Source organism: Steroidobacter cummioxidans (assembly GCF_003104955.1).
Window position 1 is genome coordinate 1 of record NZ_LSRW01000025.1, and the last position, 24,800, is coordinate 24,800.

24 protein-coding genes and 1 riboswitch are annotated in these 24,800 nt (G+C 60.3%); of the genes, 19 read left to right on the forward strand and 5 right to left on the reverse strand.

Annotation, left to right across the window (positions count from 1 at the left end):
* The 8 genes from D0550_RS36380 to D0550_RS14810 all read left to right on the forward strand — a co-directional run.
* The coding region (locus D0550_RS36380; protein WP_161965834.1) for an RHS repeat-associated core domain-containing protein at nt 1-1,837 on the forward strand (1,837 nt) is incomplete at its 5' end.
* 315 nt (nt 1,838-2,152) lie between these two features.
* Nucleotides 2,153-2,722, forward strand: coding sequence for an RHS repeat domain-containing protein (locus D0550_RS37145; protein ID WP_116809969.1), 570 nt, complete (start codon nt 2,153-2,155; stop codon nt 2,720-2,722).
* Nucleotides 2,723-2,979: 257 nt separating this feature from the next.
* On the forward strand, nt 2,980-3,747 hold the full coding sequence (locus tag D0550_RS14785) for an RHS repeat-associated core domain-containing protein (protein ID WP_206606299.1): 768 nt from the start codon (nt 2,980-2,982) through the stop codon (nt 3,745-3,747).
* Nucleotides 3,748-3,756: 9 nt separating this feature from the next.
* A complete protein-coding gene (locus D0550_RS14790) occupies nt 3,757-4,248 on the forward strand; it encodes a YbbD-related protein (RefSeq protein ID WP_116809971.1) in 492 nt (163 codons plus the stop codon).
* Between the two features lie 7 nt (nt 4,249-4,255).
* Nucleotides 4,256-4,558 carry an RHS repeat-associated core domain-containing protein gene (locus D0550_RS35280; RefSeq protein ID WP_174842496.1) on the forward strand — a complete coding sequence of 101 codons (303 nt, stop codon included), beginning with the start codon at nt 4,256-4,258 and terminating at the stop codon, nt 4,556-4,558.
* Nucleotides 4,559-4,643: 85 nt separating this feature from the next.
* A complete protein-coding gene (locus tag D0550_RS14800) occupies nt 4,644-5,144 on the forward strand; it encodes a hypothetical protein (RefSeq protein ID WP_153067177.1) in 501 nt (166 codons plus the stop codon).
* A 30-nt stretch (nt 5,145-5,174) separates the two neighbouring features.
* Nucleotides 5,175-6,047 carry an RHS repeat domain-containing protein gene (locus D0550_RS36845; RefSeq protein ID WP_116809973.1) on the forward strand — a complete coding sequence of 291 codons (873 nt, stop codon included), beginning with the start codon at nt 5,175-5,177 and terminating at the stop codon, nt 6,045-6,047.
* Nucleotides 6,047-6,343 (forward strand): hypothetical protein, encoded by a 297-nt coding sequence (locus D0550_RS14810; RefSeq protein ID WP_116809974.1) that lies wholly within the window; start codon nt 6,047-6,049, stop codon nt 6,341-6,343. Before D0550_RS36845 ends, D0550_RS14810 begins: the two co-directional genes overlap by 1 nt.
* 111 nt (nt 6,344-6,454) lie before the next feature.
* Here D0550_RS14810 and D0550_RS14815 read toward each other — a convergent pair whose 3' ends face one another.
* From D0550_RS14815 to D0550_RS14830, 4 genes are all read right to left on the reverse strand, one after another.
* On the reverse strand, nt 6,455-7,423 hold the full coding sequence (locus D0550_RS14815) for an endonuclease (protein ID WP_116810007.1): 969 nt from the start codon (nt 7,421-7,423) through the stop codon (nt 6,455-6,457).
* A 422-nt stretch (nt 7,424-7,845) separates the two neighbouring features.
* Nucleotides 7,846-8,448, reverse strand: a complete 603-nt coding sequence (gene wrbA, locus D0550_RS14820; protein ID WP_116809975.1) for an NAD(P)H:quinone oxidoreductase — start codon at nt 8,446-8,448, stop codon at nt 7,846-7,848.
* Between the two features lie 108 nt (nt 8,449-8,556).
* Entirely contained in the window at nt 8,557-10,524 is a 1,968-nt protein-coding gene (locus D0550_RS14825; protein ID WP_116809976.1) for an acetyl/propionyl/methylcrotonyl-CoA carboxylase subunit alpha, read from the reverse strand.
* A gap of 16 nt (nt 10,525-10,540) precedes the next feature.
* Entirely contained in the window at nt 10,541-12,145 is a 1,605-nt protein-coding gene (locus D0550_RS14830; RefSeq protein ID WP_116810008.1) for a carboxyl transferase domain-containing protein, read from the reverse strand.
* A gap of 119 nt (nt 12,146-12,264) precedes the next feature.
* On the opposite strand from D0550_RS14830, the gene D0550_RS14835 reads away from it, so the two are divergent.
* From D0550_RS14835 to D0550_RS14845, 3 genes are all read left to right on the forward strand, one after another.
* A complete protein-coding gene (locus D0550_RS14835) occupies nt 12,265-12,876 on the forward strand; it encodes a TetR/AcrR family transcriptional regulator (RefSeq protein ID WP_116809977.1) in 612 nt (203 codons plus the stop codon).
* 4 nt (nt 12,877-12,880) lie between these two features.
* Nucleotides 12,881-13,300 (forward strand): secondary thiamine-phosphate synthase enzyme YjbQ, encoded by a 420-nt coding sequence (locus tag D0550_RS14840; protein WP_116809978.1) that lies wholly within the window; start codon nt 12,881-12,883, stop codon nt 13,298-13,300.
* Between the two features lie 133 nt (nt 13,301-13,433).
* Entirely contained in the window at nt 13,434-14,666 is a 1,233-nt protein-coding gene (locus D0550_RS14845) for an MFS transporter (protein ID WP_241520810.1), read from the forward strand.
* Here the strand turns inward: D0550_RS14845 and D0550_RS14850 are convergent.
* The gene (locus D0550_RS14850) at nt 14,635-15,804 is read right to left on the reverse strand and encodes an HD-GYP domain-containing protein (RefSeq protein WP_241520811.1); all 1,170 of its coding nucleotides are present in this window, start codon (nt 15,802-15,804) and stop codon (nt 14,635-14,637) included. The genes D0550_RS14845 and D0550_RS14850 overlap by 32 nt on opposite strands.
* 253 nt (nt 15,805-16,057) lie before the next feature.
* Nucleotides 16,058-16,175, forward strand: a riboswitch (TPP riboswitch).
* Nucleotides 16,176-16,264: 89 nt separating this feature from the next.
* Between D0550_RS14850 and thiC the strand changes: the two genes are divergently transcribed.
* From thiC to D0550_RS14890, 8 genes are all read left to right on the forward strand, one after another.
* Nucleotides 16,265-18,022 (forward strand): phosphomethylpyrimidine synthase ThiC, encoded by a 1,758-nt coding sequence (gene thiC / locus D0550_RS14855; RefSeq protein ID WP_116810009.1) that lies wholly within the window; start codon nt 16,265-16,267, stop codon nt 18,020-18,022.
* Between the two features lie 4 nt (nt 18,023-18,026).
* Nucleotides 18,027-19,022 carry a glycine oxidase ThiO gene (gene thiO / locus D0550_RS14860; protein ID WP_116809981.1) on the forward strand — a complete coding sequence of 332 codons (996 nt, stop codon included), beginning with the start codon at nt 18,027-18,029 and terminating at the stop codon, nt 19,020-19,022.
* On the forward strand, nt 19,006-19,203 hold the full coding sequence (thiS, locus tag D0550_RS14865) for a sulfur carrier protein ThiS (RefSeq protein ID WP_116809982.1): 198 nt from the start codon (nt 19,006-19,008) through the stop codon (nt 19,201-19,203). The genes thiO and thiS overlap by 17 nt, the downstream gene beginning before the upstream one ends.
* Entirely contained in the window at nt 19,157-19,975 is an 819-nt protein-coding gene (locus D0550_RS14870) for a thiazole synthase (protein WP_174842497.1), read from the forward strand. The genes thiS and D0550_RS14870 overlap by 47 nt, the downstream gene beginning before the upstream one ends.
* The gene (locus tag D0550_RS14875) at nt 19,972-20,580 is read left to right on the forward strand and encodes a thiamine phosphate synthase (protein ID WP_116809984.1); all 609 of its coding nucleotides are present in this window, start codon (nt 19,972-19,974) and stop codon (nt 20,578-20,580) included. The genes D0550_RS14870 and D0550_RS14875 overlap by 4 nt, the downstream gene beginning before the upstream one ends.
* Entirely contained in the window at nt 20,577-21,335 is a 759-nt protein-coding gene (locus D0550_RS14880; protein ID WP_161965836.1) for a hydroxymethylpyrimidine/phosphomethylpyrimidine kinase, read from the forward strand. The genes D0550_RS14875 and D0550_RS14880 overlap by 4 nt, the downstream gene beginning before the upstream one ends.
* A gap of 27 nt (nt 21,336-21,362) precedes the next feature.
* Nucleotides 21,363-22,685: a carboxylesterase family protein gene (locus D0550_RS14885; protein ID WP_116809986.1), complete on the forward strand. Its 1,323-nt coding sequence runs from the start codon at nt 21,363-21,365 to the stop codon at nt 22,683-22,685.
* Between the two features lie 110 nt (nt 22,686-22,795).
* Complete coding sequence (locus tag D0550_RS14890) at nt 22,796-24,679, forward strand: PD40 domain-containing protein (RefSeq protein ID WP_116809987.1); 1,884 nt, start codon at nt 22,796-22,798, stop codon at nt 24,677-24,679.
* Nucleotides 24,680-24,800: the final 121 nt, after the last annotated feature.

Consider the following 24,800-nt stretch of genomic DNA (forward strand, 5'->3'; position numbering starts at 1 on the left):
GCAGCGTCAGATGTGTATAAGAGACAGCTCGTACACCTATAACGCGCTCGGCGATCTGAGAACTCAGACCAGTCCGGACACGGGCGTCACCACCAACACCTACGATTCCGGCGGCAACCTCGCCACGAGTACCGATGCGCGCGGCGCGGTCTCTACGTACACGTACGATGCGTTGAATCGCGTAACGACGGCGTCGTTTGCGACGGGCGCCAATGTCGATCCGGTCCTCACCTATACCTACGATACGGGGACGCATGGCCAAGGTCGCCTGACCGGCGTTGCCGACAGCCATCATGCGCTGTCGTGGACCTACGATGCGCAAGGTCGGGTGGTAACGGCGGGGCAGGCCGTCGGGTCGGTCAGCAAGACCATCAGCTACTCGTACGCCAACGGCTTGCGCCAGAGCATGACGACGCCCTCGGGCCAAGTGATCACTTACGGGTACACGAACGGCAAGATCACCAGCGTCAGCGTGAACGGCACGCTGCTGGTGTCAGGCATCCTGTACGAGCCGTTCGGTCCCGTGCGGCAATGGACCTGGGCCAACGGCGCCCTGGCGGTGCGTACGTTCGATCAAGACGGCAAGGTGACGCAGATCGACAGCGAAGTCTTGAAGACCTACAGCTACGACGATGCGTTCCGCATCACGGGCATCACCGACGCAAGCAGCGCAGCGTTGAGCTGGACGTACGGGTACGACGATCTCGACCGTCTCACCAGCGCGGCGAACACCGGCACCACGCTCGGCTACACCTACGATGCCAATGGCAACCGCTTGACGCAGACGGGCACCGCTGCGTCGACGTTCACCATGGCTGCCAACAGCAATCGCCTCTCGAGCACGTCCGGTGCGCTCACACGCACCTATGGCTACGACAATGCCGGCAACACCACGAGCTTCACCGGGCTGACCTTCACCTACAACAACCGGGGGCGGATGAGTTCCTCCACCAAGAGCGGCGTGACCACGAGCTACATCTATAATGCGCTCGGGCAGCTGATCCAGAAGGGCACGAACACCCTCTATTACTATGACGAGGCCGGCCACGTTCTTGGCACCTACACTGGCAGCGGCGCGTTGGTCGAGGAGATCGTTTGGCTGGGGGATATTCCGATCATCTCGCTGCGACCCAAGGTCGGCGGCGGGATCAACATCTACAACATCCACACCGATCACCTGAACGCGCCGCGATTGATTACGGGGTCGGTCAATCCGGGCATTCGCTGGCGCTGGGATGCCGAGCCGTTTGGTAGCGGCACGGTGAACAACAATCCGTCGGGCGCGGGCACGTTCGATTTCCATCTGCGATTTCCGGGGCAGATCTATGTGGCGGAGACGGGGCTGAATTACAACTACTTCAGGGACTATGATCCGGCATCCGGACGCTATGTTGAGTCGGACCCAATTGGGTTGAAAGGCGGCGTTAACACCTATGCTTACGTAGAAAACAGCCCGATTGATAGCATCGATCCGCAAGGCTTGGTTAAGTGGCGTTGGCGGACCTGCAATGCGAAAGAGAAAGAGTTTTGCAAGAACTGGTGTCCGGCCGTAATCGGACGCCCGTATGAAAGCTGCATGGCGCGAGTGGGCTTTCGAATGAACATTGCGGCGATTGACTACTACACCGTTCCTACTGGTCTCAGCTGCAGTTGCCAACCACCGCCCCCGCCGCCACCCCCTCCGGCCGGAGAGACCTGCGGCGAGAACTGCAAGACCGGATTAGCTACTGTCGGTACCGGGGTTTTAGCGTTTATGATCATCAAGAAGTGCGTTGGCGCTGGCTTGCTGTTCACTCCTGCAGCCCCAGTCGGCGGTGTGTTGATTGCTACTCCATGAAGGACGGGTACTGTCGTGATATCAAGAGACAGATTGAAAGTTGGGGCGTACTACTTCTTCGTTACCTACGAAGATCGTAATCTCACCATACCAGTGATCGAAACACTTCGTTTCAAGGATGAGGTTACAGACAAAGCGTCAGGAGAGGCGCTGTTTTTGTTCTATCGGGTGGGGGAGCATGAACCACCACAGTGCCGACTTACAGAAGATTTATTGGAAACATCAGTCTTTGAGTTCGACGAGCTGGTCGCCGAGCTAGAAGCGAATCGAGCGGCTCGCCAGTCGCGACGGAACCCCGGAAGTGGCCCGTAGCAGGTGCTGCTGCGTCCCCGTAGCAGGTGCTGCTGCGTCTATGACGCCAATGTCGATAGTCTACAATTACTATCCGGCTATGACTCGGCGACAGGGCGATACGTGCAATCAGATCCGATCGGACTTGAGGCAGGGATTAATACTTACGCGTGCGTGCTGAACAATTCCCTGGCCTTCTCCGACCGGTTAGGGCTGGAACCAAAAGGACCGTGGCATCCGCCGGAAAGGGTGAGCCTGAGCTGCAAGCAAAGCGATGGTTGTCCGCAACTCGAAGCGAAGATGAGTCAGCCTTTGCGAATGATTGCATCCCACATCGGATGGGATCATAAGATGTCGAGGCCTCGCGGCGGTAGTCGTCATGCAAAGGAGATTTCTGACCTCTGGCGCGCATATGGGAATTGCCAGCAAATTCACAATCAGAAGTGCAAGTCGAGCTGTCCTCCGTCTGAGGGCAGTCCTTGGGCCGGAATCGGGATCGGTGCACTCATGTTAGGTGGAGCTGCCTGCATTGCTTTCCCTGAGATATGCAGTCCTGGGGTGGTGCTAGGCGGAGCCGCCGCTGGAGCTTCGTAATGTTGAGCGCAAATCAGCTTTCGGAGGTGCTCTCATCGTTCGGGACGTCCGAGCATCCAGGCGAGGGGCCTATTGCGCGAGAGAAAGTGTGTAGGTGGATCAAGGAGGCGCTCCTTGGGTGAAGGAACAGTCTGCGACACTGCGCCATGCAGCATCTATGTCTTGGTTCGACCTGGAAGCAGGCTGAGCTACGTTGGCATCTACAAGACTTAGTTTTCTCATGCGCTGTTGCATCTACTACGAATGGCAGCGGCGCCTTGGTTGAGGAGATCGTTTGGCTGGGTGATATTCCGATCATCTCGCTGCGACCCAAGATCGGCGGCGGGATCAACATCTACAATATCCACACCGATCACCTGAACGCGCCGCGATTGATTACGGGGTCGGTCAATCCGGGCATTCGCTGGCGCTGGGATGCCGAGCCGTTTGGTAGCGGCACGGTGAATAACAATCCGTCGGGCGCGGGGACGTTCGATTTCCATCTGCGATTCCCGGGGCAGATCTACGTGGCGGAGACGGGGCTGAATTACAACTATTTCAGGGACTATGACCCAGCGACGGGTCGATACATAGAGTCGGATCCCATCGGGCTTGCAGGAGGCTTGAACACCTATGCCTATGTGCGCAGCAACCCTCTCACATTCTATGATCCCGATGGGCGAATGTTTTTGGACCCCCAGTTCGTGAGGAGAATGGGTCAGCGAGCATGTGCGCTGTGGGTCCTTCAGGGAATCTATCGACAGGAGCGTCAAGTGAATTGGGAAGTTCGGGACAAGGATAAGTACTTTCACTGCAAATTTAACTGTGAGTCCGCAAAATGCGGACCAGGCGGCTCCGATGCGGCTTGCGAAATATCGGATTTCAAAGAGTGGACCAACAGTGTGCAAGGCGACGATCCAGAGGATTCACGCAAAGACCAGGAGGCGAATCGTCACGGTCGCGACGGCGCTGTAGCTCAGCCCTCGGCCTCATGCAGGATTATTTGCGAGCGGTATCGATCGCCAAACATGCCGGCTCAGTTCTAACTGCAAAATATGAAGAAAATGGCAAAGACATTGCTAATCGTCGTGCTGGCCTTGCTTGCGATTCCAGTTGGGCTGCTTATCTTTTATTACATGGAATCGAATGAAAAAATGCATTTTGCCAACACAAATGAGGTGCGCCAGCAGGGAGCCATTGGCGATGGTCTGGAAATTCCGGAGGGGGTTTTGCCGGAAAGCGCGACCGATATCACTTTCCAGGTCAACACTGATACGCAGTGGCGATGGCTGACCTTCAGTTTCGTTGGGCCACAGGCTCTAACCATGCCTAACTGCACTCTGGACGCCACAATTGATGTCGATGCCGTCCAGGGGCCTCAGTGGTGGTCACGTGCTGCCACAGAAATAGCGAGAAACGCGGAGAAGTTTCGCTGTACCGATCGTGCGGAGCTGTCTGGGTACGGGCTCACTTATGACTGCGTTCTGGTGATTGGCGCGTCGAGAGGTGCGTGGAGCTGTGGTTCCGGCAGGGAGGTACCTAAGTGATGTAGCTATGATTCGCGCCGCCGATGTACGACGAGGCGCCCAACAAACTACAATTGCTTCAGGGACTATGACCGGCGACGGGCGGATACATCAGAGCGATCCGATTGGAATCGTTGGCGGTACCAACACCTACGCGTTCGTTGGAGGCGATCCGATCTCATTTGTTGATGAGTTTGGTCTGCAAGCCTCTCTGGGGCTTGGCAATCAATGGAATCCCGGAGGAAACCGTGGAACGGCCAGTCGCGACTACACGACGCTCCTTGAGAAAAGACTTTCCGAGGTCGACGGCGGGAGCGAAGGCGCTTTTTGATCAACGTATCATGAAGGCGTCTTCCCATGTGCTGGAGAATACTTGCGACAATCGGATTCCGGGTTTTACGGAGCGATGTGTTCGCATGGCAAACTGGCCTCTAAACGGAAAGGGTGTTGCGGTGGCTATTAAGATTTCTCCGAAAGTAGTCGCAGTCGTTGCAATCGCTGCAGTGGTGATGATTGCCGCTGCTGTTTCTCTCAGGCTGAGTGATCGAACGGCACTCGACAGTTCAGTCAACGCCCTCAAAGAAGATCTGGACTCCGACTACGAAGTAGAACGGGAGCACTTTGGAGATTCAGTAACCGACGTCTCCGGCGTCTGGTCAGTTCGAAGCAGGAGCGATCTAAGCGAGAAGATCGCCTCTAAGGCCGAGTTTGCAAAGGCGGATGAAGACGATCTCAGGTACTTTAAACAACTCGTTGTCGACGCGTTCGGCTCTGGCGAAGCGTTAGATGGGTATGTCTTGTATCGATCGGAGCGCTCCTTGGGTGACGGATCAGTCTGCAACACTGCGCCATGCAGCATCTATGTCTTGGGTCGACCTGGAAGCAAGCTGAGCTACGTTGGCATCTACAAGACTTAGTTTTCTCATGCGCTGTTGCATCTACTACGAATGGCAGCGGCGCCTTGGTTGAGGAGATCGTTTGGTTGGGTGAGATCCCGATCATTTCCCTGCGACCCAAGGTCGGCGGGGGGGGTCAACATCTACAACATCCACACCGATCATCTGAACACGCCGCGATTGATCACGGGGTCGGTCAATCCTGGCATTCGCTGGCGCTGGGATGCCGAGCCGTTTGGTGTTGGCACGGTGAACAACAACCCGTCGGGCGCGGGTGCGTTCGATTTCCAGCTGCGGTTTCCGGGGCAGATCTACGTGGCGGAGACGGGGCTGAATTACAACTATCACAGAAATTACGACCCGGCGATGGGTCGTTACGTGGAATCCGACCCCATTGGCCTGAAGGGCGGTCTTAACACTTACGCGTATGTCAAAGGCAATCCCTTGCGGTGGACGGACCCATTGGGTCTCGCGATTTGGATCTGCAACCGAAAGGTTAGTGGCTTCCCCGGCTTCGGAAATCATTCTTATCTGTGGGATGACAAATCCAACTCCTCCTGCGGAATGCAAGGATCATTCGGATTCGGGCCAGTCGGAGATAAAGAAAAAGGACCATCGGCGGATAACTGCACTAAGGTTGAATGTAGGGATGGTCTCGAAGAGCCCGTGATGAGTTGCTGTAAGAAGAGCGCGAATAACGGGTTGTGGTTTCCCGGCGTTAACGACTGTCACAATGCAGCGAATGACTGCATCAAGTCAGCTGGACTGACAACCCCTGGAGCGCCTGGCGGGCGCCTGGGTGCACCATGCAGCGGCCTTGGTTGCCAAGATGATGATGTGTGTGGGCGATGTTCGCCTGGGGATATGGATTGCCTGCTTTACGGTGGCAATCTCTGTCGGGGTTTTAGGCCCGGGAGGCGGTAGTGGCTACTGGTCTTAGAATAGCGTTGCGTCTGAGCTCTATCGCAGGCGCCTTATACTTGGTTTCTGTGCTGGTGGCCATCTTGCTAGAGGTCCGTGCTTTCGGTCCTTTGTTTGGCTCTCTGGCGTTCTACTCACTTACCGCTTTGTTTGCGGTGGCAACAGTACTGATCCACTGGCGCAACGTCAGCCGGAAGCCGTTGGCGCTCCTATCAGCGGTGATATTTGTTTGCTTTGTGTTCTCGCTTGCGTTCGTTGTCGGTGTGAATGCTAAGTTTTGGATGGGAGGCGCATTGTGATCGGCTGAACAGCACGACAGTACAACTACACTTCCGCTTAGCTGGCAATCCGCCACGCGCAGGTTCGTGGAAGGTGGCGGTGGCGATACGAATTGGTTTGTCCGGTGTCAATCAGCGGCAGTTCCCCGCCCGTCGGTACCCGGCGGTCTGCGCCTCGGCCTCTGTCGCGAACTGGACCCTGCTCGTGGACGACACCTGTGCGTAGCTCGGGCAACCTTTGGGTAGGTGATACACCTTGGAGTTGCGGTTTCCTATGATCACAGCGCCGTCGCCAGCTGTAGCCCTCAGATCCTTTGCGCCAGAGGACGCTCGCGACTGCTTATTGCTTTCGTGATCTACAAGACCCTCGCCGCTGTTCTTGTGGCCGCGCGACCATTGCCGCTCGCCGGTCACGAATTGATTCGAGTGCCCCATCACGCGGGCAATACGCCGATCACGCTCGAGCTCCCATGCGCTTACGGCGAACTGCTTGTCCCAGGCCATGAATAAACGCTGCTGCTGATCCGACATACGAAGGTTGTAGCGGTCGTACATGTAGAAGTAGGCGCGCGCAATTGCGCCCTTGACCTCATCACGGGGCTCGACAACTCGGCCCTTGAAGTCAACCCTGAACTCACACGCGCCATGCTGCTTGGGTGTTGTGGGCAGAACGCCAAAACGGAAGTTCGAACGATCTGCATTCAGCTCACCCACGGCTGGCGCGAGATTGTGCATGTCGGCCTCTATGGTGCGAAACACTGGGTCGTTCTCGAGGCAGTGCTTGCGGCCGCCGTTCTGCCAACACTGTCGCTGTTGGCCGAACGAATGAGCTGGGACGATGTGCTCCCATTCGATCCTCCCACCCCGATTTTCCTGTGCGCGCACTTTGAAGCCACAGCGCGCTGGGTCGACGCGACCGCCGGATTTCCCGAGCCACTCCCAGTCACAGCCGCAATAAAACGTGCCGATTTGCCCATTGTGGTTCTGGTCGTGATAGACGTTCTGCCGCAGTTGGGTTTTGGCATGTTCGAACGTAGGTGGCGGCGCGGCTGTTGCAAGCGGTGATACAAGGCATAGGATCAGAACGAGAAGCTTGCTCAATGGGAGTACTTGCTGTTGTTGGATTGCGAACGGGTAGGCCACGATCGCTGTGCCAGCTCGATCGTGAATGGGTTTGTTTGAGGGCCGTCGGGCACTTCAGCTGCCGGCCATTGGCGCAGGCATCGAGGACGAAGTCATAAGTTGGGATATGAAGAGCGAGACGTACCGCTGCACGATCGCGGCGCCATTTCTCTGCAGATTTGGATGAATTAGTTCAGCGGCAGGGCGCGCGTGAGTCAGACCAAGCAATACTCAGCAGGCCGCTGGGAGTTGTCAATGGAAGGATGGGGGAGGAAGAGTTTCAATGACCTGAGTGTCGTTCAGGTTTTCCCCGCTTACCGCGCATGATCGCACGACCTGAAACGCTGGCGACACCGAGGCTGCTCGTCCCAGCAATGTCGCGTCAGCGGACCTCCCGACGCCTAGCGCCCGGCAACCTTCGCCGCGATCTCCGCGACGTGCTTGCCTTGATAGCGCGCACCGTCGAGCTCGACCTTCGACGGTTGGCGGCTGCCATCGTTGCCGGCGATCGTCGACGCGCCGTAGGGTGAATTGCCCATCACTTCGCTGGTGCCCATCTGGCCTTGGAACGAGTAGGGCAGGCCGACGATGATGAAGCCCAGGTGCAGCAGCACCGGATGAAACGTGAGGATGGTGGATTCTTGACCGCCGTGCTGGGTGTTCGAGGAGGAGAACACCGAGCCGACCTTGCCGACCAGTGCACCGCTCATCCACAGCGAGCCGGCCTGGTCGATGAAGGACTTCATCTGCGCCGTCATGTTCCCGAATCGGGTGCCGGTGCCGAAGATGATGGCATCGTACTGGGACAGCTCCTCGACCTTGGCGATCGGCGCGGGTTGGTCCAGTTTGAAGCCGGATTTGCGTGCCAGATCTTCGGGCACCGTCTCGGGGACTCGTTTGACGTCTACCTGTGCGCCAGCGGAGCGGGCACCTTCGGCGACCGCGTTGGCCATCTGTTCGATATGGCCATACGAGGAGTAGTACAGAACCAGTACCTTTGCCATGACACTCTCCGAGCCGACGCGAGACTCGTGGAACGCGAGGCCCGCGCTTAGGTTCCAGTGTCACCGATGGCACGTAGCATTTTCATGGATACGTGCGCATCGTGAGCGCTAGGTGCTGGCTTGAAAGTCCACCAGCGGCACGCCTTCTTTGACCTGATCGCCGGCATTGCACAGATAGCCCACCAGCTTGCCCTTGCTCGGAGCGAACACGGTCAGCTCCATCTTCATCGCTTCCATGACGAGCAGCGGTGCACCCTTGTCGACCTGCGCGCCGGGCTCGGCGAGCAGGGCAATGATCTTGCCAGGCATCGGCGCGGTCAGTCCGCCCTGGGCTTCCTCGGTCTCGCCGGCGTGCACCAACGGATCGACGTAGGTCAGCACGTGCTGTTGGCCGCGCAGGAACACGTTCATCTGCTCGCCGGACTTCACGACGGCCGTGTTGATGTGACGCTGGCCGATCGTGATACGCAGATCGGCATCCGACGTGCGTTGTACACGTGCCGGCTCGTCGCCGACGAGATAGCCGGTTGACGTGTAGCGCAACGAAACGGTCGCGCTCTGTTCGCCGGCGGCGAACTGCAGCGATCGATTCTGTGTGCCGTTGATGCGCCAGCCATCGGCGACGCTCCAGGGAGAGCTCGACTGGGCCACCTGTTCGCGCTCAGCTGCAACCTGCGCAAGTGCGGCGACCTCGAAGATTTCCTTCGGCAACTCGGATGCGGTGGGAATCAACGTAGCGCGCTCGCGTTCGATCAGGCCCGTATCGACGCGACCTTCGCGGAACGCCGGATGGCCGACGAGGCGCGACAGGAAGTTCACGTTGTGTCCGACGCCGACGATGCGCGTCTCGGCCAACGCACCGAGCATGCGCTCGATGGCCGCTTCACGCGTGCGATCCCAAACGATGAGCTTGGCGATCATCGGGTCGTAGTGCGGCGTGATTTCATCGCCTTGCTCGACGCCGGTGTCGAGCCGCACGTGAGCGGAAGGCGCGGGTGTCTTGAAATAAGCCAGGCGGCCGACTGAAGGCAGGAAGCCTTTTTCGGGCTCTTCGGCGTAGATACGGACTTCGATGGAGTGGCCGTTGAGCGGCACTTGCTCCTGCGTCAACGGCAGATTCTCGCCCGCGGCGATGCGCAGCTGCCATTCGACCAGATCGAGGCCGGTGATCATTTCAGTGACCGGATGCTCGACCTGCAGGCGCGTATTCATTTCCATGAAATAGAAATTGCCCTGCGAGTCCGCGATGAACTCGACAGTGCCGGCGCCGACGTAGCCGACGGCCCGTGCGGCGTCACACGCGGCTTTGCCCATCGCCGCGCGCTGGGTGGCATCCACGCTGGGGGCGGGCGCTTCCTCGACGACCTTCTGGTGTCGACGCTGCGCCGAGCAGTCGCGCTCGTTGAGGCTGATCGTGTTGCCGGCTTGGTCGGCGAACACCTGGATCTCGATGTGGCGCGGCTGAAGCAGATATTTCTCGATGAGGACGTTGTCGTCACCGAACGAGGTGCGTGCTTCGCGCTGACAAGAGGCCAGCGCCGCAGCGAATTCATTCGGCGCGTTGACGACGCGCATGCCCTTACCGCCACCGCCTGCGGATGCCTTGATTAGCACGGGGTAGCCGATGCGATCCGCTTCGCGCTGTAACAACGCCGGATCCTGATCGGCGCCGTGATAGCCCGGAACGAGCGGCACCTTGGCCTGTTGCATGAGCGCCTTGGCGGCGGACTTGAGGCCCATCGCGCGGATGCTCTTCACCGGTGGGCCGATGAACACGATGCCGTTCTCTTCGCACGCATTCGCGAAGCCTTCGTTCTCGGACAGGAATCCGTAGCCCGGGTGCACGGCTTGGGCGCCGGACTGTTTGCAAACTTCGATGATGCGGTCGGCGCGGAGATAGCTCTCGCGCGATGCCGCCGGGCCGACGCAGTAGGCTTCGTCAGCAAGGCGCACGTGACGTGCGCCAGCGTCGGCTTCAGAGTAAACCGCGACCGTACGAATGCCGAGCTTGCGACAAGTGGCGATGACCCGGCATGCAATCTCGCCGCGATTGGCGATCAGGATTTTTGTGAACATGTTTCTTAATCCTTGCTTACATGCGGAACACGCCAAAGCGCGTATCGCTCACCGGCGCATTCGCCGCGGCGGCCAGGCCCAACCCCAAGGTGCGCCGTGTTTGTGCCGGATCGACGATGCCGTCGTCCCAGAGACGCGCGGTGGCGTAGTAGGCACTGCCTTGCGCATCGAATTGCGCCTTGGTCGGCGCTTTGAAGGCTTCTTCGTCGGCGGTGCTCCACTGTTTGCCCTGAGCTTCGAGCGCATCACGGCGCACCGTGGCGAGCACGTTCGCAGCTTGTTCGCCGCCCATCACCGAGATCTTCGAATTCGGCCAGGTCCACAGGAAGCGAGGCGAGTAGGCGCGACCGCACATGCCGTAATTGCCGGCGCCGTAGGAGCCGCCGATCAACACGGTGAACTTCGGCACTTGTGCCGTCGCGACCGCGGTCACCATCTTGGCGCCGTGGCGAGCGATACCTTCGTTCTCGTATTTGCGGCCGACCATGAAGCCCGTGATGTTCTGCAGGAACACCAGCGGAATGCGACGCTGACAGCACAGCTCGATGAAGTGCGCGGCCTTCTGAGCCGACTCGGAGAACAGCACGCCGTTGTTGGCGATGATGCCGACAGGGTAGCCGTACACGTGCGCGAAGCCGGTGACGAGCGTGGTGCCGAAGCGCGCTTTGAACTCATCGAAGCGTGAGCCGTCGACGATGCGAGCAATGACTTCGCGAACATCGAAGGGCTTACGAGTGTCGGCGGGGATGACGCCGTACAGTTCTTCGGGATCGTACAGCGGCTCCTCGACGGCCTGCGGCTGAAACACGCTGGCGCGAGGGCCGAGGTTGCCGACGATGCGGCGGACCAGCGCCAACGCGTGATGATCGTTCTCGGCGAGATGATCGGCGACACCGGAAATGCGAGTGTGCACATCGCCGCCGCCCAAGTCTTCGGCGCTCACGACTTCACCCGTCGCAGCTTTCACCAGCGGCGGGCCGCCGAGGAAGATCGTGCCTTGATTGCGAACGATCACGGCTTCGTCGCTCATCGCCGGCACATACGCGCCGCCAGCGGTGCACGAGCCCATCACGCAGGCGATCTGCGGAATGCCCGCAGAGGACAGGTTCGCCTGGTTGTAGAAGATCCGGCCGAAATGTTCCTTATCGGGGAACACTTCATCCTGCATGGGCAGGAACGCGCCACCGGAGTCGACCAGATACACGCAGGGCAGGCGGTTCTCACGCGCGATCTCTTGCGCGCGCAAATGTTTCTTTACGGTGATCGGATAGTAGGTGCCGCCCTTGACGGTCGCGTCGTTGGCGACGATCACGCATTCCCGACCATTGACCCTGCCGACGCCTGCGACCGCGCCCGAGCTTGCGACTTCGCCGTTATACATGCCGAACGCCGCCAGCGGTGACAGCTCGAGGAACGGTGTGCCAGGATCGAGCAACAGGTCGATACGATCGCGGACCAGCAGCTTGCCGCGAGCAGTGTGTTTCTGCCGGGCACTTTCGGATCCGCCCAAAGCGACGGTGGCGGTCCGGTCGCGCAACTCATCGACGAGCGCGCGCAGGGCGGCGCTGTTGGCGCGGTATTCGTCGCTGCTGGTTCGCAGCTTGGAAGTAATGACGTTCATGCAACCCCTGTTGGCCGCGCGGATTCGCTGACCCGGCGGCATTGTAGGAGGGGTGGGGAAAGAAGTGAATGGTGATTCACAAAAAAAACCGAGATTCACTTCATGCTAGGATCCGGCCCATGAGCTACAAGCGATCCTTCCTCATGGAGGAGCGTCTGGCCGATAACCGGCAGCGCATCCTCAAGGCGGCGCGCGCCCTGGTCGCCGAGGGCGGGTTCAATCAGGCCGCCATCGCCGCGGTGGCCGCGAGCGCCGGCCTGTCGGCCGGGGCCATCTATCGTTATTTTCCCTCCAAGTCGGCGCTGTTCGTCGAAGTGCTGACCAGCGCCATCGATCACGAGATCGCGATCCTGCACGAGATCGTGAAGGGCGAAGGCGATGTGACCGCTCGTTTGCGCGCCTGTGTGGAGTCGTTTGCGAATCGCGCGCTCGAAGGCCCGTACCTGGCGTATGCCTTCATCGCCGAGCCGGCCGAGCAGGAAGTCGATGAGGCCCGTCTGCTGGGTCGCATTCGCTTCGGCGAGGTGTTCAAGTCGTTGTTGATCGAGGGCATCGACAAGGGGGAGTTTCCGGATCAGTCCATCGACATCGGCGCGGCGTGCATTGTCGGTGCATTCACTGAAGCGCTGATCCGGCCGATCGCTCCCCGGGGCAAGCGTGACGCGCGGACGGAACTGGTCGAGGGCATCGTAGCGTTCTGTTTACGGGCCGTCGGTGCAAAGATTTCCTAAAGTCATGCGTCAGTTCACCCAAGTTCTTTCGATTCCCACGCCTCGGCGGGGCCTGGTGGAGTTCACCCGAGAAGTGCGAGCGTGGGTGGCCGCTCAGAAGGTGACGACCGGATTGCTCACGGTCTTCTGTAAGCACACGTCGGCGTCGCTGTTGATCCAGGAGAACGCGGCGCGCGAAGTTCGCAGCGATCTCGAGGCATTTTTCGAGCAGATCGCTCCCGAAGATCCGGAACGTTATGAGCACGACGATGAAGGGCCCGATGACATGCCGGCCCATCTGCGCACGGCGTTGACCCAAGTGCAGTTGTCCATCCCGGTGCTCGATGGTGAGCCGGCGCTCGGCACCTGGCAGGGCATTTACCTGTTCGAGCATCGCCAGCGACCGCATCAGCGGGAAATCGTCCTGCATCTGTTGGGCGAGTAACGCTCCATTCGCCTGGTCGGAGCTCCGATCAAGGTGACGATCTTGTTAGAGACGGCGCGTCTCGGACTCCTTACACTTGCTTCCGACCTCGCCGGACAGTGCCGTCCGTGCGTTTCCTGTGGGGAGCATCCCGTTGAATTCTTCGGCCGAGGCTCGTGATCCTGCCAGCTGGCGGGACGAGACCGTATTTCCCGTGATCGTTGCGATCAGCTGCTGCCACCTGTTGAACGACACGATGCAGTCGCTGATGCAGGCCTCGTACCCCGCGCTCAAGGCCAGCCATCATCTGACGTTCGCGGAGCTGGGCTGGATTTCGCTGGCGTATCAGATGACTGCGTCGATGTTGCAGCCGGTGGTCGGCTATGTCGCCGATCGTCGGCCGGCGCCATTTTCATTGCCGGCGGGCACGTTGTTTACCGCACTGGGTCTGCTGGTGATTTCGCTTGCCAGCAACTTCGAATGGTTGCTGGCCGGTGCGGCCATGCTTGGCATGGGCTCATCGGTATTTCATCCCGAGGCATCGCGTGTGGCGCGCATGGCGGCGGGCGATCGTCATTCGCTGGCGCAATCGCTGTTTCAGCTGGGTGGCAATGCGGGCCAGGCGATCGGTCCGTTGCTCGCGGCACTGGTGGTCGTGCAATGGGGGCAGTCGAGCCTGGCGGCATTCGCACTGCTGACGCTGGTGTCGACCGCCATCCTTTGGAATATAAGCGTCTGGTACAAGCACCACGGCTTGCCTCGTTTGCAACGAGCGCATGCGCCGCGAAAACAGGAGTCACCGATTCCTCGCGCCACGGTCGTGCGCGGCATGACGATCCTGTTGATCCTGATCTTCTCCAAGTTCGCCTATGCGTCGAGCCTGACCAACTACTACACGTTCTATCTCATCGAGCGCTTCCACATGAGCGTGGCGGAAGCGCAGGTGCATTTGTTCCTATTCCTGGGCTCGGTCGCGACCGGCACGCTGCTCGGCGGCTACTTTGGCGATCGTTTCACTCGCAAGGCGGTGATCCGCTTTTCCGTGCTGGGCGCGTTGCCGCTCACGATCATGTTGCCGTATGTGAGCTTGCAATGGACCGAAGTGCTTACCGTGCTGATCGGACTCACCATCGCGTCCGCGTTCCCGGCCATCGTCGTGTTCGCACAGGAACTGCTGCCGACGCGCGTCGGCATGGTGTCGGGAATGATGTTTGGTTTCTCGTTCGGCGTCGGCGGCCTGGCCGCGGCGTCGTTCGGACATCTGGCGGACGTCTACGGCATCGCGCTGGTGTACAAGATCAGCGCGTGGTTGCCGTTGCTCGGCGTGCTCGCGATCTGGTTGCCCGATGCGCCGCTCAAGCGACGTGAGTTGCCCACAGATCGTTGAGGTAGCCGAAGCTCCAGTTCTCCAGCGGCTCGCGCGCCACGATCTTGTCGGTGACGCGCGGGTCCATCAGATCCACCGTCTTGGGCTCGAATGGCATGCCCGACTTGGTGGAGAAGAACAGTTTCACTTTCGGCGCGGTGAGCTTGGTGTTCTGTTCCACGACCACGCCCAATTTGCCGGAGGCCATGCGCACCAGCGAGCCGACCGGGTAGATGCCGATGGTCTTGATGAACGTCTGCAGCACGATCGAATCGAAGTGACCTTCCCACGAGGCCATGCGTGCCACCGATTCGGCCGGGTCCCAGCCCCGCTTGTAGGGCCGGTCTGAAGTGATAGCGTCGTAAACGTCGCAGACCGCGCTCATGCGCGCGATCAAAGAAATCTTGTCGGCAGCCAGAGCATCGGGATAACCCTTGCCGTCGATGCGCTCATGATGGTGACGAGCTACGTCGAGCACGCGCTCGTTGTCGACGCCGCTCTCCAGCAGCATCTCGTGGCCGCGCACCGGATGCGATTTGATGATGGTGAACTCTTCGTCGGTGAGCTTGCCGGGCTTGTTGATGATGTCCTGAGGCATCACTGCCTTGCCGAGATCGTGCAGCAGTCCGGCCATGCCGGCGTCACGGAGCATGGCTTCGTCGAGTCCCAGCTGCTTGCCGAGCGAGACCATCAACGCGCACACCGATACCGAATGCATATAGGTGTATTCGTCGGCCATCTTCAGACGACACAGACTCACCAGCGCGTGCGAGTTGCTGTCGACGGAGTCGACAATGTCATTCACCAACGGCGCGCACTCGCTCGTGTTGACGGCGTTGCCCATGCGCGCCTCGGCGAACAAAGCATTCACGGTCTCTTTGGAGCGCTTCAACACATTGGATGCGTTGTGCAGCTCATCCGCCATGGTGCGGCGAACCTTGGGTTTCGGCGCTTGCGCCGGCGGGGGCGTTGGCACCACTTCGATGATTGGAGTCTCGACCGTTTTGGCGCGTGCGACGTCCAGGCCCTTGGACGTGTCGATCCAGCACTCGGCGAGGCCCGAGCCTTTCAGGCGCGCCAACGAGTCCGCGTCCACCAGGAAGCGGGTTTTCCAGAACGAATGTTTGAGCCACGGTCCCTCGACCGAAGCCACGAACATCCCGGTTCGAACTTCAGATATAGCGATTTTTTTCAGCATGGCGTCTGGGCAGCGGTCTCGCGCTGCCTGTGCGTAATCCGTCGTCTGTGGTCCTGCATCGGCAGGCCCGACTGAAAAATTACGGTCAACTCGTAGTGGATTGTGAGAGATACGTCGCAAAGCGGACGCGGTGAAGGGAAAGGAGCAAGCGAGCACGGCGGGGTTCAGGACTTCCCCGAGGCGGTTGACTAGCGTCACTCGCAAAAGGTAACGTCGCACTCGCTAGGGGAGTCCCTATAGGGGCTGAGAGGTCATTGGCGCAGGTGCGCAGTATGACGACCCTTACACCTGATCCAGGTCATACTGGCGTAGGAAAGTGTCAGCGCGGCGCGATTGTCCCTATAACAACAATCTTTGGGACTTCGTGTTCTGCCGTACTTCGTACCCCGGGACGGCGCTGGATCTCCACCAGGAGAAACAGATGAACGCCACCACCGTCCCCGTCAGTACAGCCGCGCTGCCTGCCTCTCGCAAGGTCTACGAATCCGGCGTCTTACATCCGCACATCCAGGTGCCGATGCGAGCCATCAAGCTGCATCCGTCGGCCAACGAGCCCGACGTATTCGTCTACGATTCCTCCGGGCCCTACACCGATCCGCGCGCCAATATTCAAATCGAGCGGGGACTGACACGCATCCGCGAGCCTTGGATCCTTGCTCGTAACGATGTGGATCGCCACATTGGTACGCTCACCAATGACTTTCCGCTCAAGCAACTGCCGTTGCGTGCCAAAGGCGGTGCGGCCGTCACTCAGCTCGCATACGCACGCGCGGGCATCATCACGCCCGAGATGGAATACGTGGCGATTCGCGAAAACGTCGGCCGCGCCAGGCTCAGAGCAGCGAGTAACCGCGACGGCAATTCATGGGGGGCCAACCTTCCCGAATACGTGACGCCTGAGTTCGTGCGCGACGAAATTGCGGCGGGTCGCGCAATCATCCCTGCAAACATCAATCACCCCGAGTCCGAGCCGATGATCATCGGCCGCAATTTTCTGGTGAAGATCAATGCAAACATCGGCAATTCCGCGGTGACGTCCAGCATGTCGGAGGAGGTCGACAAGATGGTATGGGCGATCCGCTGGGGCGCGGACACCGTCATGGATCTGTCCACCGGCAAGAACATTCACAACATCCGCGAATGGATTCTGCGCAATTCACCCGTGCCCATTGGCACTGTGCCGATCTATCAGGCGCTGGAGAAAGTCGACGGCGTCGCTGAAGCGCTGACTTGGGAGATCTTCCGAGACACGCTCATCGAACAGGCCGAGCAAGGCGTCGACTACTTCACAATCCATGCGGGAGTGAGGCTGCAGTACATCCCGCTGACGGCGAACAGGGTCACCGGCATCGTGTCGCGCGGCGGCTCCATCATGGCGAAGTGGTGTCTCGCCCATCACCGCGAGAGCTTCCTGTACGAGCACTTCGAAGAGATTTGCGAGATCTGCCGGGCCTACGACGTGAGCTTCTCGCTCGGCGACGGCTTGCGCCCCGGCTCGATTGCGGACGCAAACGATGCCGCGCAGTTCGCGGAGCTGCGAACCCTCGGCGAGCTGACTCGCATTGCCTGGAAGCATGACTGCCAGGTGATGATCGAGGGGCCGGGCCACGTCCCGATGCACAAGATCAAAGAGAACATGGACGAGCAGCTGAAGCATTGTGCCGAAGCGCCGTTCTACACGCTCGGACCGCTCGCGACCGACATCGCACCGGGCTACGATCACATCACCTCCGCAATCGGTGCAGCGATGATCGGCTGGTTCGGGACCGCCATGCTTTGCTACGTGACGCCGAAGGAACATTTGGGTTTGCCCAATCGCGACGACGTCAAAACCGGCGTCATCACCTACAAAATCGCGGCGCATGCGGCCGATCTGGCCAAAGGTCATCCAGGGGCGCGTGATCGTGACGATGCCCTGTCACGCGCGCGCTTCGATTTCCGCTGGGAAGATCAGTTCAATCTCTCGCTGGACCCGGACACCGCGTGCTCATTCCACGACGAGACCATGCCGCGCGAGGCGCACAAGCTCGCACATTTCTGCTCGATGTGCGGGCCGAAGTTCTGTTCCATGCGCATCTCGCACGAAGTTCAAGCGGCGGCGCGTGAGTCGGGCATGAACGAGATGGCATTGAAGTTTCGCGAGCAAGGCGAGATCTACGTTCGACCGACCACGGGCTGAGCAGATGCGTGTGTCGATCATTGGTGCCGGCGTCGCAGGGCTGACCTGCGCCGTCGAATTCGCCGAGCGGGGTGTTCCCACGGAAGTCTTTGAGCAGGGGGACAGCTTTGGTTCGCAAAGCTGCTCATGGTTTGCGGGCGGCATGCTCGCGCCGTGGTGTGAATGCGATCACTCGGCCGATCTCGTATCGGCGTTTGGCGAGCAAAGCCTTGCTTGGTGGACGAAGCGGATGCCGACGTTGGTGCAGCGGGGCAGTTTGTTGGTTGCGCACGGCCGCCACATTTCCGAACTGGTCGCGCTCGGTCGCCGAACGACTCGCTATGAATGGTTGGACGCGAGCGGCATCGCTGAGTTAGAGCCAGCGCTTGCGCATCGTTTCCCCAAGGGATTGTTCTTCAAGGACGAAGCTCACCTCGATCCGCGCGAGGCACTGCGCTGTCTCGCGGACAGGTTCGTCTCGCTCGGTGGTCGAATTCACTTCGGCGTCGCGAGTACCGCCCAATCCGATGGCGATCATCTCGTCATCGACTGCAGCGGACTCGCTGCTAGGGAGGCTCTGCGGGAGCTTCGCGGGGTCAAAGGGGAAATGCTGGTGCTGCGATCGAGCGAGCTCACGCTCCATCGCCCCGTGCGACTGCTCGATCCTCGAACCCCCGCGTACATCGTGCCGCGTCAGAACGGCGTGTTCATGATCGGTGCCACCATGATCGAGAGCGATGATGCCACTCGCATCACTGCACGCTCGGTATTGGAGTTGCTGAGCGCGGCGTGTTCGTTACATCCCGCGTTCGCGGAGGCGGAGGTGCTGGAGATGGGGACGCAAGTGCGTCCGGCTTTTCCGGACAACATGCCTCGCATCGTCTGGCGACGCGATCGAATTTATATCAATGGTTTCTTCCGGCATGGATTCCTGCTCGCGCCCGCGTTTGCGCAGATGGCAGCGGACGCCGTATTGACCGGCGAATCCTGTCCGCAGGTGGCTCATGAAGATCACGCTTAACGGCGTCGAACGCGAAATTACCGAAAGCAGCCTGGTGGAGGCGCTGGTGGAGCTGGGCTATTGCGCTGGCCCCATCGCGACCGCGGTGAACGGCGAGTTCATTCCAAAGACTCAGCGGGTAGGCATCGTCCTCAATGAGGGCGATCGCATCGAGGTCGTGGCCCCGATGCAAGGAGGGTGACGTGCTTGTTTACGACACGCAGTTGCGATCGAGATTGTTGCTCGGAACGTCGAGATATCCGTCGCCGGCCGTACTGACCGAGGCGGTCAAAGCGTCGGGCACCGAAGTCGTCACTGTGTCTTTGCGACGCGAGTCGAGCAGCGAGCGTTCCGGGCAAGGATTCTTTTCGATCATTCGCTCACTTGGGGTGCGCGTGCTGCCGAACACGGCTGGCTGTCACTCCGTGAAAGAGGCCGTGACGACGGCGCACATGGCGCGCGAAATGTTCGGAACCGCCTGGATCAAACTCGAAGTCATCGGCGATCGCACCACGCTGCAGCCCGATGTATTCGGGCTGGTGGAGGCGGCGAAAATTCTGTGCGATGACGGCTTCCAAGTCTTTCCGTACACAACCGAAGATTTGGTGGTTGCAGACAAGCTGCTCGATGCGGGCTGTCGCGTACTGATGCCGTGGGGTGCGCCTATCGGGTCGGGGCAGGGATTGAACAACGTTCCTGGCTTGCGCGCGATGCGCGCCCGATTTTCCGATGTGCCGTTGATCGTGGATGCCGGCATCGGTGTGCCATCGCATGCGGCGCGGGCGCTGGAGTTGGGTATGGATGGTGTACTGATCAACACGGCCGTTGCGAGAGCAGGCGATCCGGTCGAGATGGCGCGAGCATTTGCAGATGCCGTCAAAGCGGGCCATGCGGCGTTCGTCGCTCAGCCCATGCTGCCAAGTGACGTTGCAGTTCCTTCGACGCCGGAGATTGGCTTGGCGCACCTCGTATGAAGCTTCATCCGTTCTATCTGATCGTCGACGATGTGTCGTGGCTGAGTCGATTGCTGCCCGTGGGCGTGAAGCTGGTTCAACTGCGGATCAAAGATCGGTCGGACGAGGACATTCGAGAGCAAGTGGTCACGGCCAAGGGGCTGTGCGCGCGGGCAGGGGCGTGCTTGATCGTCAATGACTACTGGCGGATCGCGCTCGATGAGGGGTGTGATTTCGTGCATCTCGGGCAGGCGGATCTGGATGAGGCTGATGTGCCGGCATTGAAGCGGGCAGGGGTGCGCATCGGCATCAGCACTCATAGTCACGAGGAGCTGGAGCGGGCGCTCACGTTCAGTCCTGACTACATAGCGCTCGGGCCGATCTATCCGACGACATTGAAAGTGATGCCCTGGGCGCCGCAGGGCCTCGAGCGGATCGCGGAGTGGAAACGTCGGATCGCGCCGATCCCGCTGGTCGCCATCGGTGGGGTTACGGTCGAGCGGCTGCCGGGTGTTTTCAAAGCCGGGGCTGATAGTGCCGCCGTGGTTTCGGATGTTCTGCGGCACGCGACGCCGGAAGTCAGGGCCAGTGAATGGATTGCGGCCACGCGCGAGGCAGCGCTTTGAGCGATGCGCCGCACGTGCTCGTCATCGCTGGTACCGACTCTAGCGGCGGCGCCGGCTTGGTCCGAGACGTTCAGGTCATCACCGAACTTGGCGCTCGCGTATCGTGTGTGGTCACTGCCGTAACGGCGCAAACAAATCTCCGCGTTGAGGCCTCATGCGTGCTTTCGCCAGAGTTGGTGAGGCAACAGCTGAGCGCGGCTCTGCGTTCGCACGACATCCGCGCGATCAAGATCGGCATGCTTGGCAACGGCGCCATCGTGCGTGCGGTACTCGATGAGTTGCCTGACCGATCTCGCGCCCCGATCATCGTAGACCCCGTGCTGTGTTCCTCCTCTGGCGCGGCACTGCTCGATCCGGAGGGCGTGCAGCTGGTCCGAGATCAGCTGCTGTCGCGATGCACGCTGATGACTCCGAACTTTTTTGAAGCCGGTGCGTTGCTGGGTGAGCCGATTGCGCGAACCAACGCTGAGCAGGCCGAACAGGCGCAAGCCTTACTTCGCTTCGGCTCGGAGGGCGTTCTTCTCAAGGGCGGACACGGAACAGATGCCGATTCTGTGGACGTGCTCTTAACGCAAGCCGGGCCGCCGGTTTTCCTGCGAGCTCCGCGCCTGAACGTAACCATGCGCGGCACCGGATGCGCCCTCAGTTCGGCCATTGCAGCGCTGATGGCGGCGGGGGCAACCCTGGAATCCGCTTGTCAACGCGCCAAGGGATACGTTTACGACCAGCTCTTGCCCCTGAGGCCATCCAGCTGACCCAACCACATCGGCTATAGTGCCGCGATGACTTCTCCCTCTTTCGACGCACCGGCAGGTCGAATCATCGGCTGGCGCGATGGGCGTGTGATCCGTGCGACGGGTATCCGTTATGCACGTGCCACGCGCTTTCAGCCGCCGACACCGGAGCCCGCTTCGACGACCAGTATTCAAGCGACCGAGTGGGCGCCTGCTTGCGCGCAAGCCGACCATCCGTTCGGCATGGGGCTGATGAAATCATCGGTACGCACCCTCGCATCGACCGAAGATTGTCTACGCCTATCTATCACGCTGCCGGACTCCATTGCGCCCGGCGATCGTCGCCCCGTGATGGTGTGGATCCACGGCGGCTCTTATGTGTTCGGCGCCGGTGACGCGGCGATCTACGACGCTCGTGCCCTGGTGGAGGAGCAAAACGTCATTGTCGTTTCGGTTACCTATCGTCTGGGATTGCTCGGATTTCTCGGGGGTGCCGGCGGCCGCGCCGCGAACGTGGGGCTGCTCGACATCATCGAAGCACTCCGTTGGGTGCAGGCAAACATCGCGGCATTCGGTGGCGATGCGGACAACGTCACTTTGTTCGGTCAGTCCGCAGGCGGTGATGCGATCGCTCACTTGATGATCGCGGACGGCGCACAGGATCTGTTCCGGCGCGCCATTATTCAAAGCGCGCCGCTGGGTATCAGCCTCGGTCGTCGCAAGATGTCCGAAGCGATGATGAAGATCGCCGCGCAGGTTGCTCACGATGCGTCCGCCGACGACGTGATCGCCGCGCAGGCGTCGGTCGTCACGGCCTCGCAAGGATTTGGCTGGCCGGCGAGCATGCCATTCGGCACGCAGTACGGACATCATCCATTGCCGCCCGAGGAACACGTCGACTCCGCTTGGTCGCGATGTGCGAGTCGATTCGACGTGCTCATTGGTTGGACGGCGGAAGAGGGCTCGTTCTTCATTCCGCTCATGGAGCCGCTGAAAAATCTCGCGACCGTGCCGGTGCTCGGCAGTGCAGTCCGCCGCTTGGTTGTCAGCACGATCACGCGCAAGGTCTACGCGACTGCGGCCGATCGCTTCGCGAAGCGTCACGCCCAAGCGGGCGGCCGTGCCTACACTTATAAAATCCACTGGGGATCCAAGACGAACCAGCTGGGTGCGACCCATGCCATCGATCTGCCGCTGCTGTTCGGTGACGAGCAGATCTGGCAGGACGCGGACTTGATCGCAGGTCTCGAGTGGCCTGAGGTGCACGCCAGTGCTCAGAAAGTCCGGGCCTTGTGGGCATTGTTTGCGAAGACCGGCGGCCTGGAGGCGGCAGTGATCGAGCCGGCGCTGGTCAGTTACCGGAAGGCGTAGCGCTACGCTCCAAATCTATAGCCGCCGGCGCGAATCCAATACTCGCTGGCTACCACCCGATGCAAGAATCAGGAGTGGTCAACTGGACCGCAGAATCCAGAGCGAGAGCAATGAAGCGAAGACTCCTGACGACTGGCATCGCCGCCGCGATCTTGTCCCTGCACTGTGCTGTCCCCGCCACCGCCCAGGCCGACGTTGCGAAACAGGGCGTCATGTTGATGAATCGAATCGGGCCGACCTCGTCCGAGCTCTACATCGCCAGCGCCGACGGTACCGGCGAGCGCAAGCTGCTGCAGGATTCCGTATTTGACTATCACCCGTCGTACTCTGCGGACGGCAAGTGGATCGTGTTCACGTCCGAGCGCGGCGGCCTCGGGCAGGCTGACATTTATCGCGTGCGTGCCGACGGCACGGGCCTCGAGCAGTTGACGAAGGATCCCGCTGTCGATGACCAGGCAACACTGTCGCCCGATGGCTCGCGCATCGCTTTCATGTCCACTCGCGGCAGTCTGAAAGCCAACATCTGGACGCTCGACATCAAGTCGGGGCAACTGCGCAATCTCACGGCGACCGCGCGGACTCAACAGGACTCGGGCAAGCCGGATGGCTTCTTCCGGCCGTCCTGGTCGCCCGATGGCAAGTGGATTGCGTTCTCGTCGGATCGCGGCACTGAGTGGCGTGGACACGATGCGCCTCACGGTTGGGAGCACACGCAAGAGTTGAGCATCTACGTGGTAGGCGCGGACGGCAAAGGCCTGCGCAAGCTGGCGACAAAGCCCGGCTATGCCCTCGGCTCGCCGAAGTGGTCGCCGGACAGCAAGCGCGTGGTGTTCTATGAAACGACCACCGAGGAAACCTGGGGTGCGCGTCGGCCGGAAGGGATTGCGAAGGTGTCGTCGCAGATCGTGTCGGTCGATATCAAGACCGGCAAGCGCATCGAACATACGTCGGGCCCCGGCTTCAAAGTCGCGCCGCAGTTCGTGAACAACAAAGACGTCGCGTATCACATCAAGGGCGGTCCGCTGGAGGGGCTGTACAACACGTCTGGCTCGGCGACGGTGAAGGCGCAGTTGCGCTCGCCGGTGTGGTCGGCGAATGGCTCGCAGGTTCTTTATGAGAAGGTGGACTTCAAGCCGCGCGCGCAGAACCTGCCGCTCTACAGCTGGGATCCGGAGTGGGAGTATCAGTACACCGATGTGTTCCCCGCGCTGTCGAACGACGGCAAGCTGGTGTACAGCGAGAAGCATCGCAACTCATCGATCGTGGTCACCGATCCAGACGGCTCGAATCGCAAGGTCGTTTTCGAAGTGTCGACGAGCGGTCTGGATTCGACGCAGACCTCGCGCGGTCTGGCTGGTGCGTTCCAGCCGGCGTGGTCGCCGGATGGTCAGTGGATCGTGTTTGGCCTGGGGCAGTGGTTCCAGGAGCGTCGCCATGGCACCGCGAAGATCATGCGCGTGCGCCGCGATGGCACGGGCCTCGAAGAGCTCACTGACGGTACGGTTCACTCCGGTTTTCCGAGCTACTCCAGCGATGGCAAGCAGGTCGTGTTCCGCGTGTACAGCGAGAAAGAGATGGGCCTGCGCATTCTCGATCTGGACACTCGCAAGGTCCGCGTGCTGACGAACGAGCCTGACAATCTGCCGGGCTGGTCGCCAGATGGCAGTGCCATTGTGTTCACGCGTCGGGTGGATGCGGTGAACTTCGATGTCTTCACCATCCGACCGGATGGCACCGACCTGAAACGGTTGACGACTTCAGGCGCCAACGACGGGCACGCGGTGTGGACCGCGGCTGGCAAACAGATCCTGTGGAACACCGGTGAGTACGGCTTCCGAGATGAAGCGTCGCTCTACGATCGCACATTCCAACCGTACGGTCAGAACTGGGCGATGAATGCCGACGGCACCGGCAAGCGCGCGCTGACCGACAGCCCGTGGGAAGATTCGATGCCGCTATACATTCCGGCGAAGTTCCTGACGCCGAGAAAATAAGTCAACGTCAGGGCAGTGAAAAGAAATCGGTCGCGCCCGATCAGTTTTCCGTGCACGCCGTTGTGTCCGCAAGCACAGCACATAGCATGTGAAGACTATTAGGCGATAGCCAAAAATCAGG

What these genes read in the sequence shown, in the direction of transcription:
- thiC (WP_116810009.1), top strand. Translation starts at nt 16,265, where the DNA reads ATGAACGCCACCACCGTCCCCGTCAGTACAGCCGCGCTGCCTGCCTCT.
- D0550_RS14885 (WP_116809986.1), top strand. Translation starts at nt 21,363, where the DNA reads ATGACTTCTCCCTCTTTCGACGCACCGGCAGGTCGAATCATCGGCTGG.
- D0550_RS14875 (WP_116809984.1), top strand. Translation starts at nt 19,972, where the DNA reads ATGAAGCTTCATCCGTTCTATCTGATCGTCGACGATGTGTCGTGGCTG.
- D0550_RS36845 (WP_116809973.1), top strand. Translation starts at nt 5,175, where the DNA reads ATGGCAGCGGCGCCTTGGTTGAGGAGATCGTTTGGTTGGGTGAGATCC.
- D0550_RS35280 (WP_174842496.1), top strand. Translation starts at nt 4,256, where the DNA reads ATGATTCGCGCCGCCGATGTACGACGAGGCGCCCAACAAACTACAATT.
- thiS (WP_116809982.1), top strand. Translation starts at nt 19,006, where the DNA reads ATGAAGATCACGCTTAACGGCGTCGAACGCGAAATTACCGAAAGCAGC.
- D0550_RS14850 (WP_241520811.1), bottom strand. Translation starts at nt 15,804, where the DNA reads ATGTTCGTGGCTTCGGTCGAGGGACCGTGGCTCAAACATTCGTTCTGG.
- D0550_RS14870 (WP_174842497.1), top strand. Translation starts at nt 19,157, where the DNA reads ATGAGGGCGATCGCATCGAGGTCGTGGCCCCGATGCAAGGAGGGTGAC.
- wrbA (WP_116809975.1), bottom strand. Translation starts at nt 8,448, where the DNA reads ATGGCAAAGGTACTGGTTCTGTACTACTCCTCGTATGGCCATATCGAA.
- D0550_RS14825 (WP_116809976.1), bottom strand. Translation starts at nt 10,524, where the DNA reads ATGTTCACAAAAATCCTGATCGCCAATCGCGGCGAGATTGCATGCCGG.
- D0550_RS14840 (WP_116809978.1), top strand. Translation starts at nt 12,881, where the DNA reads ATGCGTCAGTTCACCCAAGTTCTTTCGATTCCCACGCCTCGGCGGGGC.
- thiO (WP_116809981.1), top strand. Translation starts at nt 18,027, where the DNA reads ATGCGTGTGTCGATCATTGGTGCCGGCGTCGCAGGGCTGACCTGCGCC.
- D0550_RS14800 (WP_153067177.1), top strand. Translation starts at nt 4,644, where the DNA reads ATGGCAAACTGGCCTCTAAACGGAAAGGGTGTTGCGGTGGCTATTAAG.
- D0550_RS14890 (WP_116809987.1), top strand. Translation starts at nt 22,796, where the DNA reads ATGAAGCGAAGACTCCTGACGACTGGCATCGCCGCCGCGATCTTGTCC.
- D0550_RS14830 (WP_116810008.1), bottom strand. Translation starts at nt 12,145, where the DNA reads ATGAACGTCATTACTTCCAAGCTGCGAACCAGCAGCGACGAATACCGC.
- D0550_RS14835 (WP_116809977.1), top strand. Translation starts at nt 12,265, where the DNA reads ATGAGCTACAAGCGATCCTTCCTCATGGAGGAGCGTCTGGCCGATAAC.
- D0550_RS14790 (WP_116809971.1), top strand. Translation starts at nt 3,757, where the DNA reads ATGAAGAAAATGGCAAAGACATTGCTAATCGTCGTGCTGGCCTTGCTT.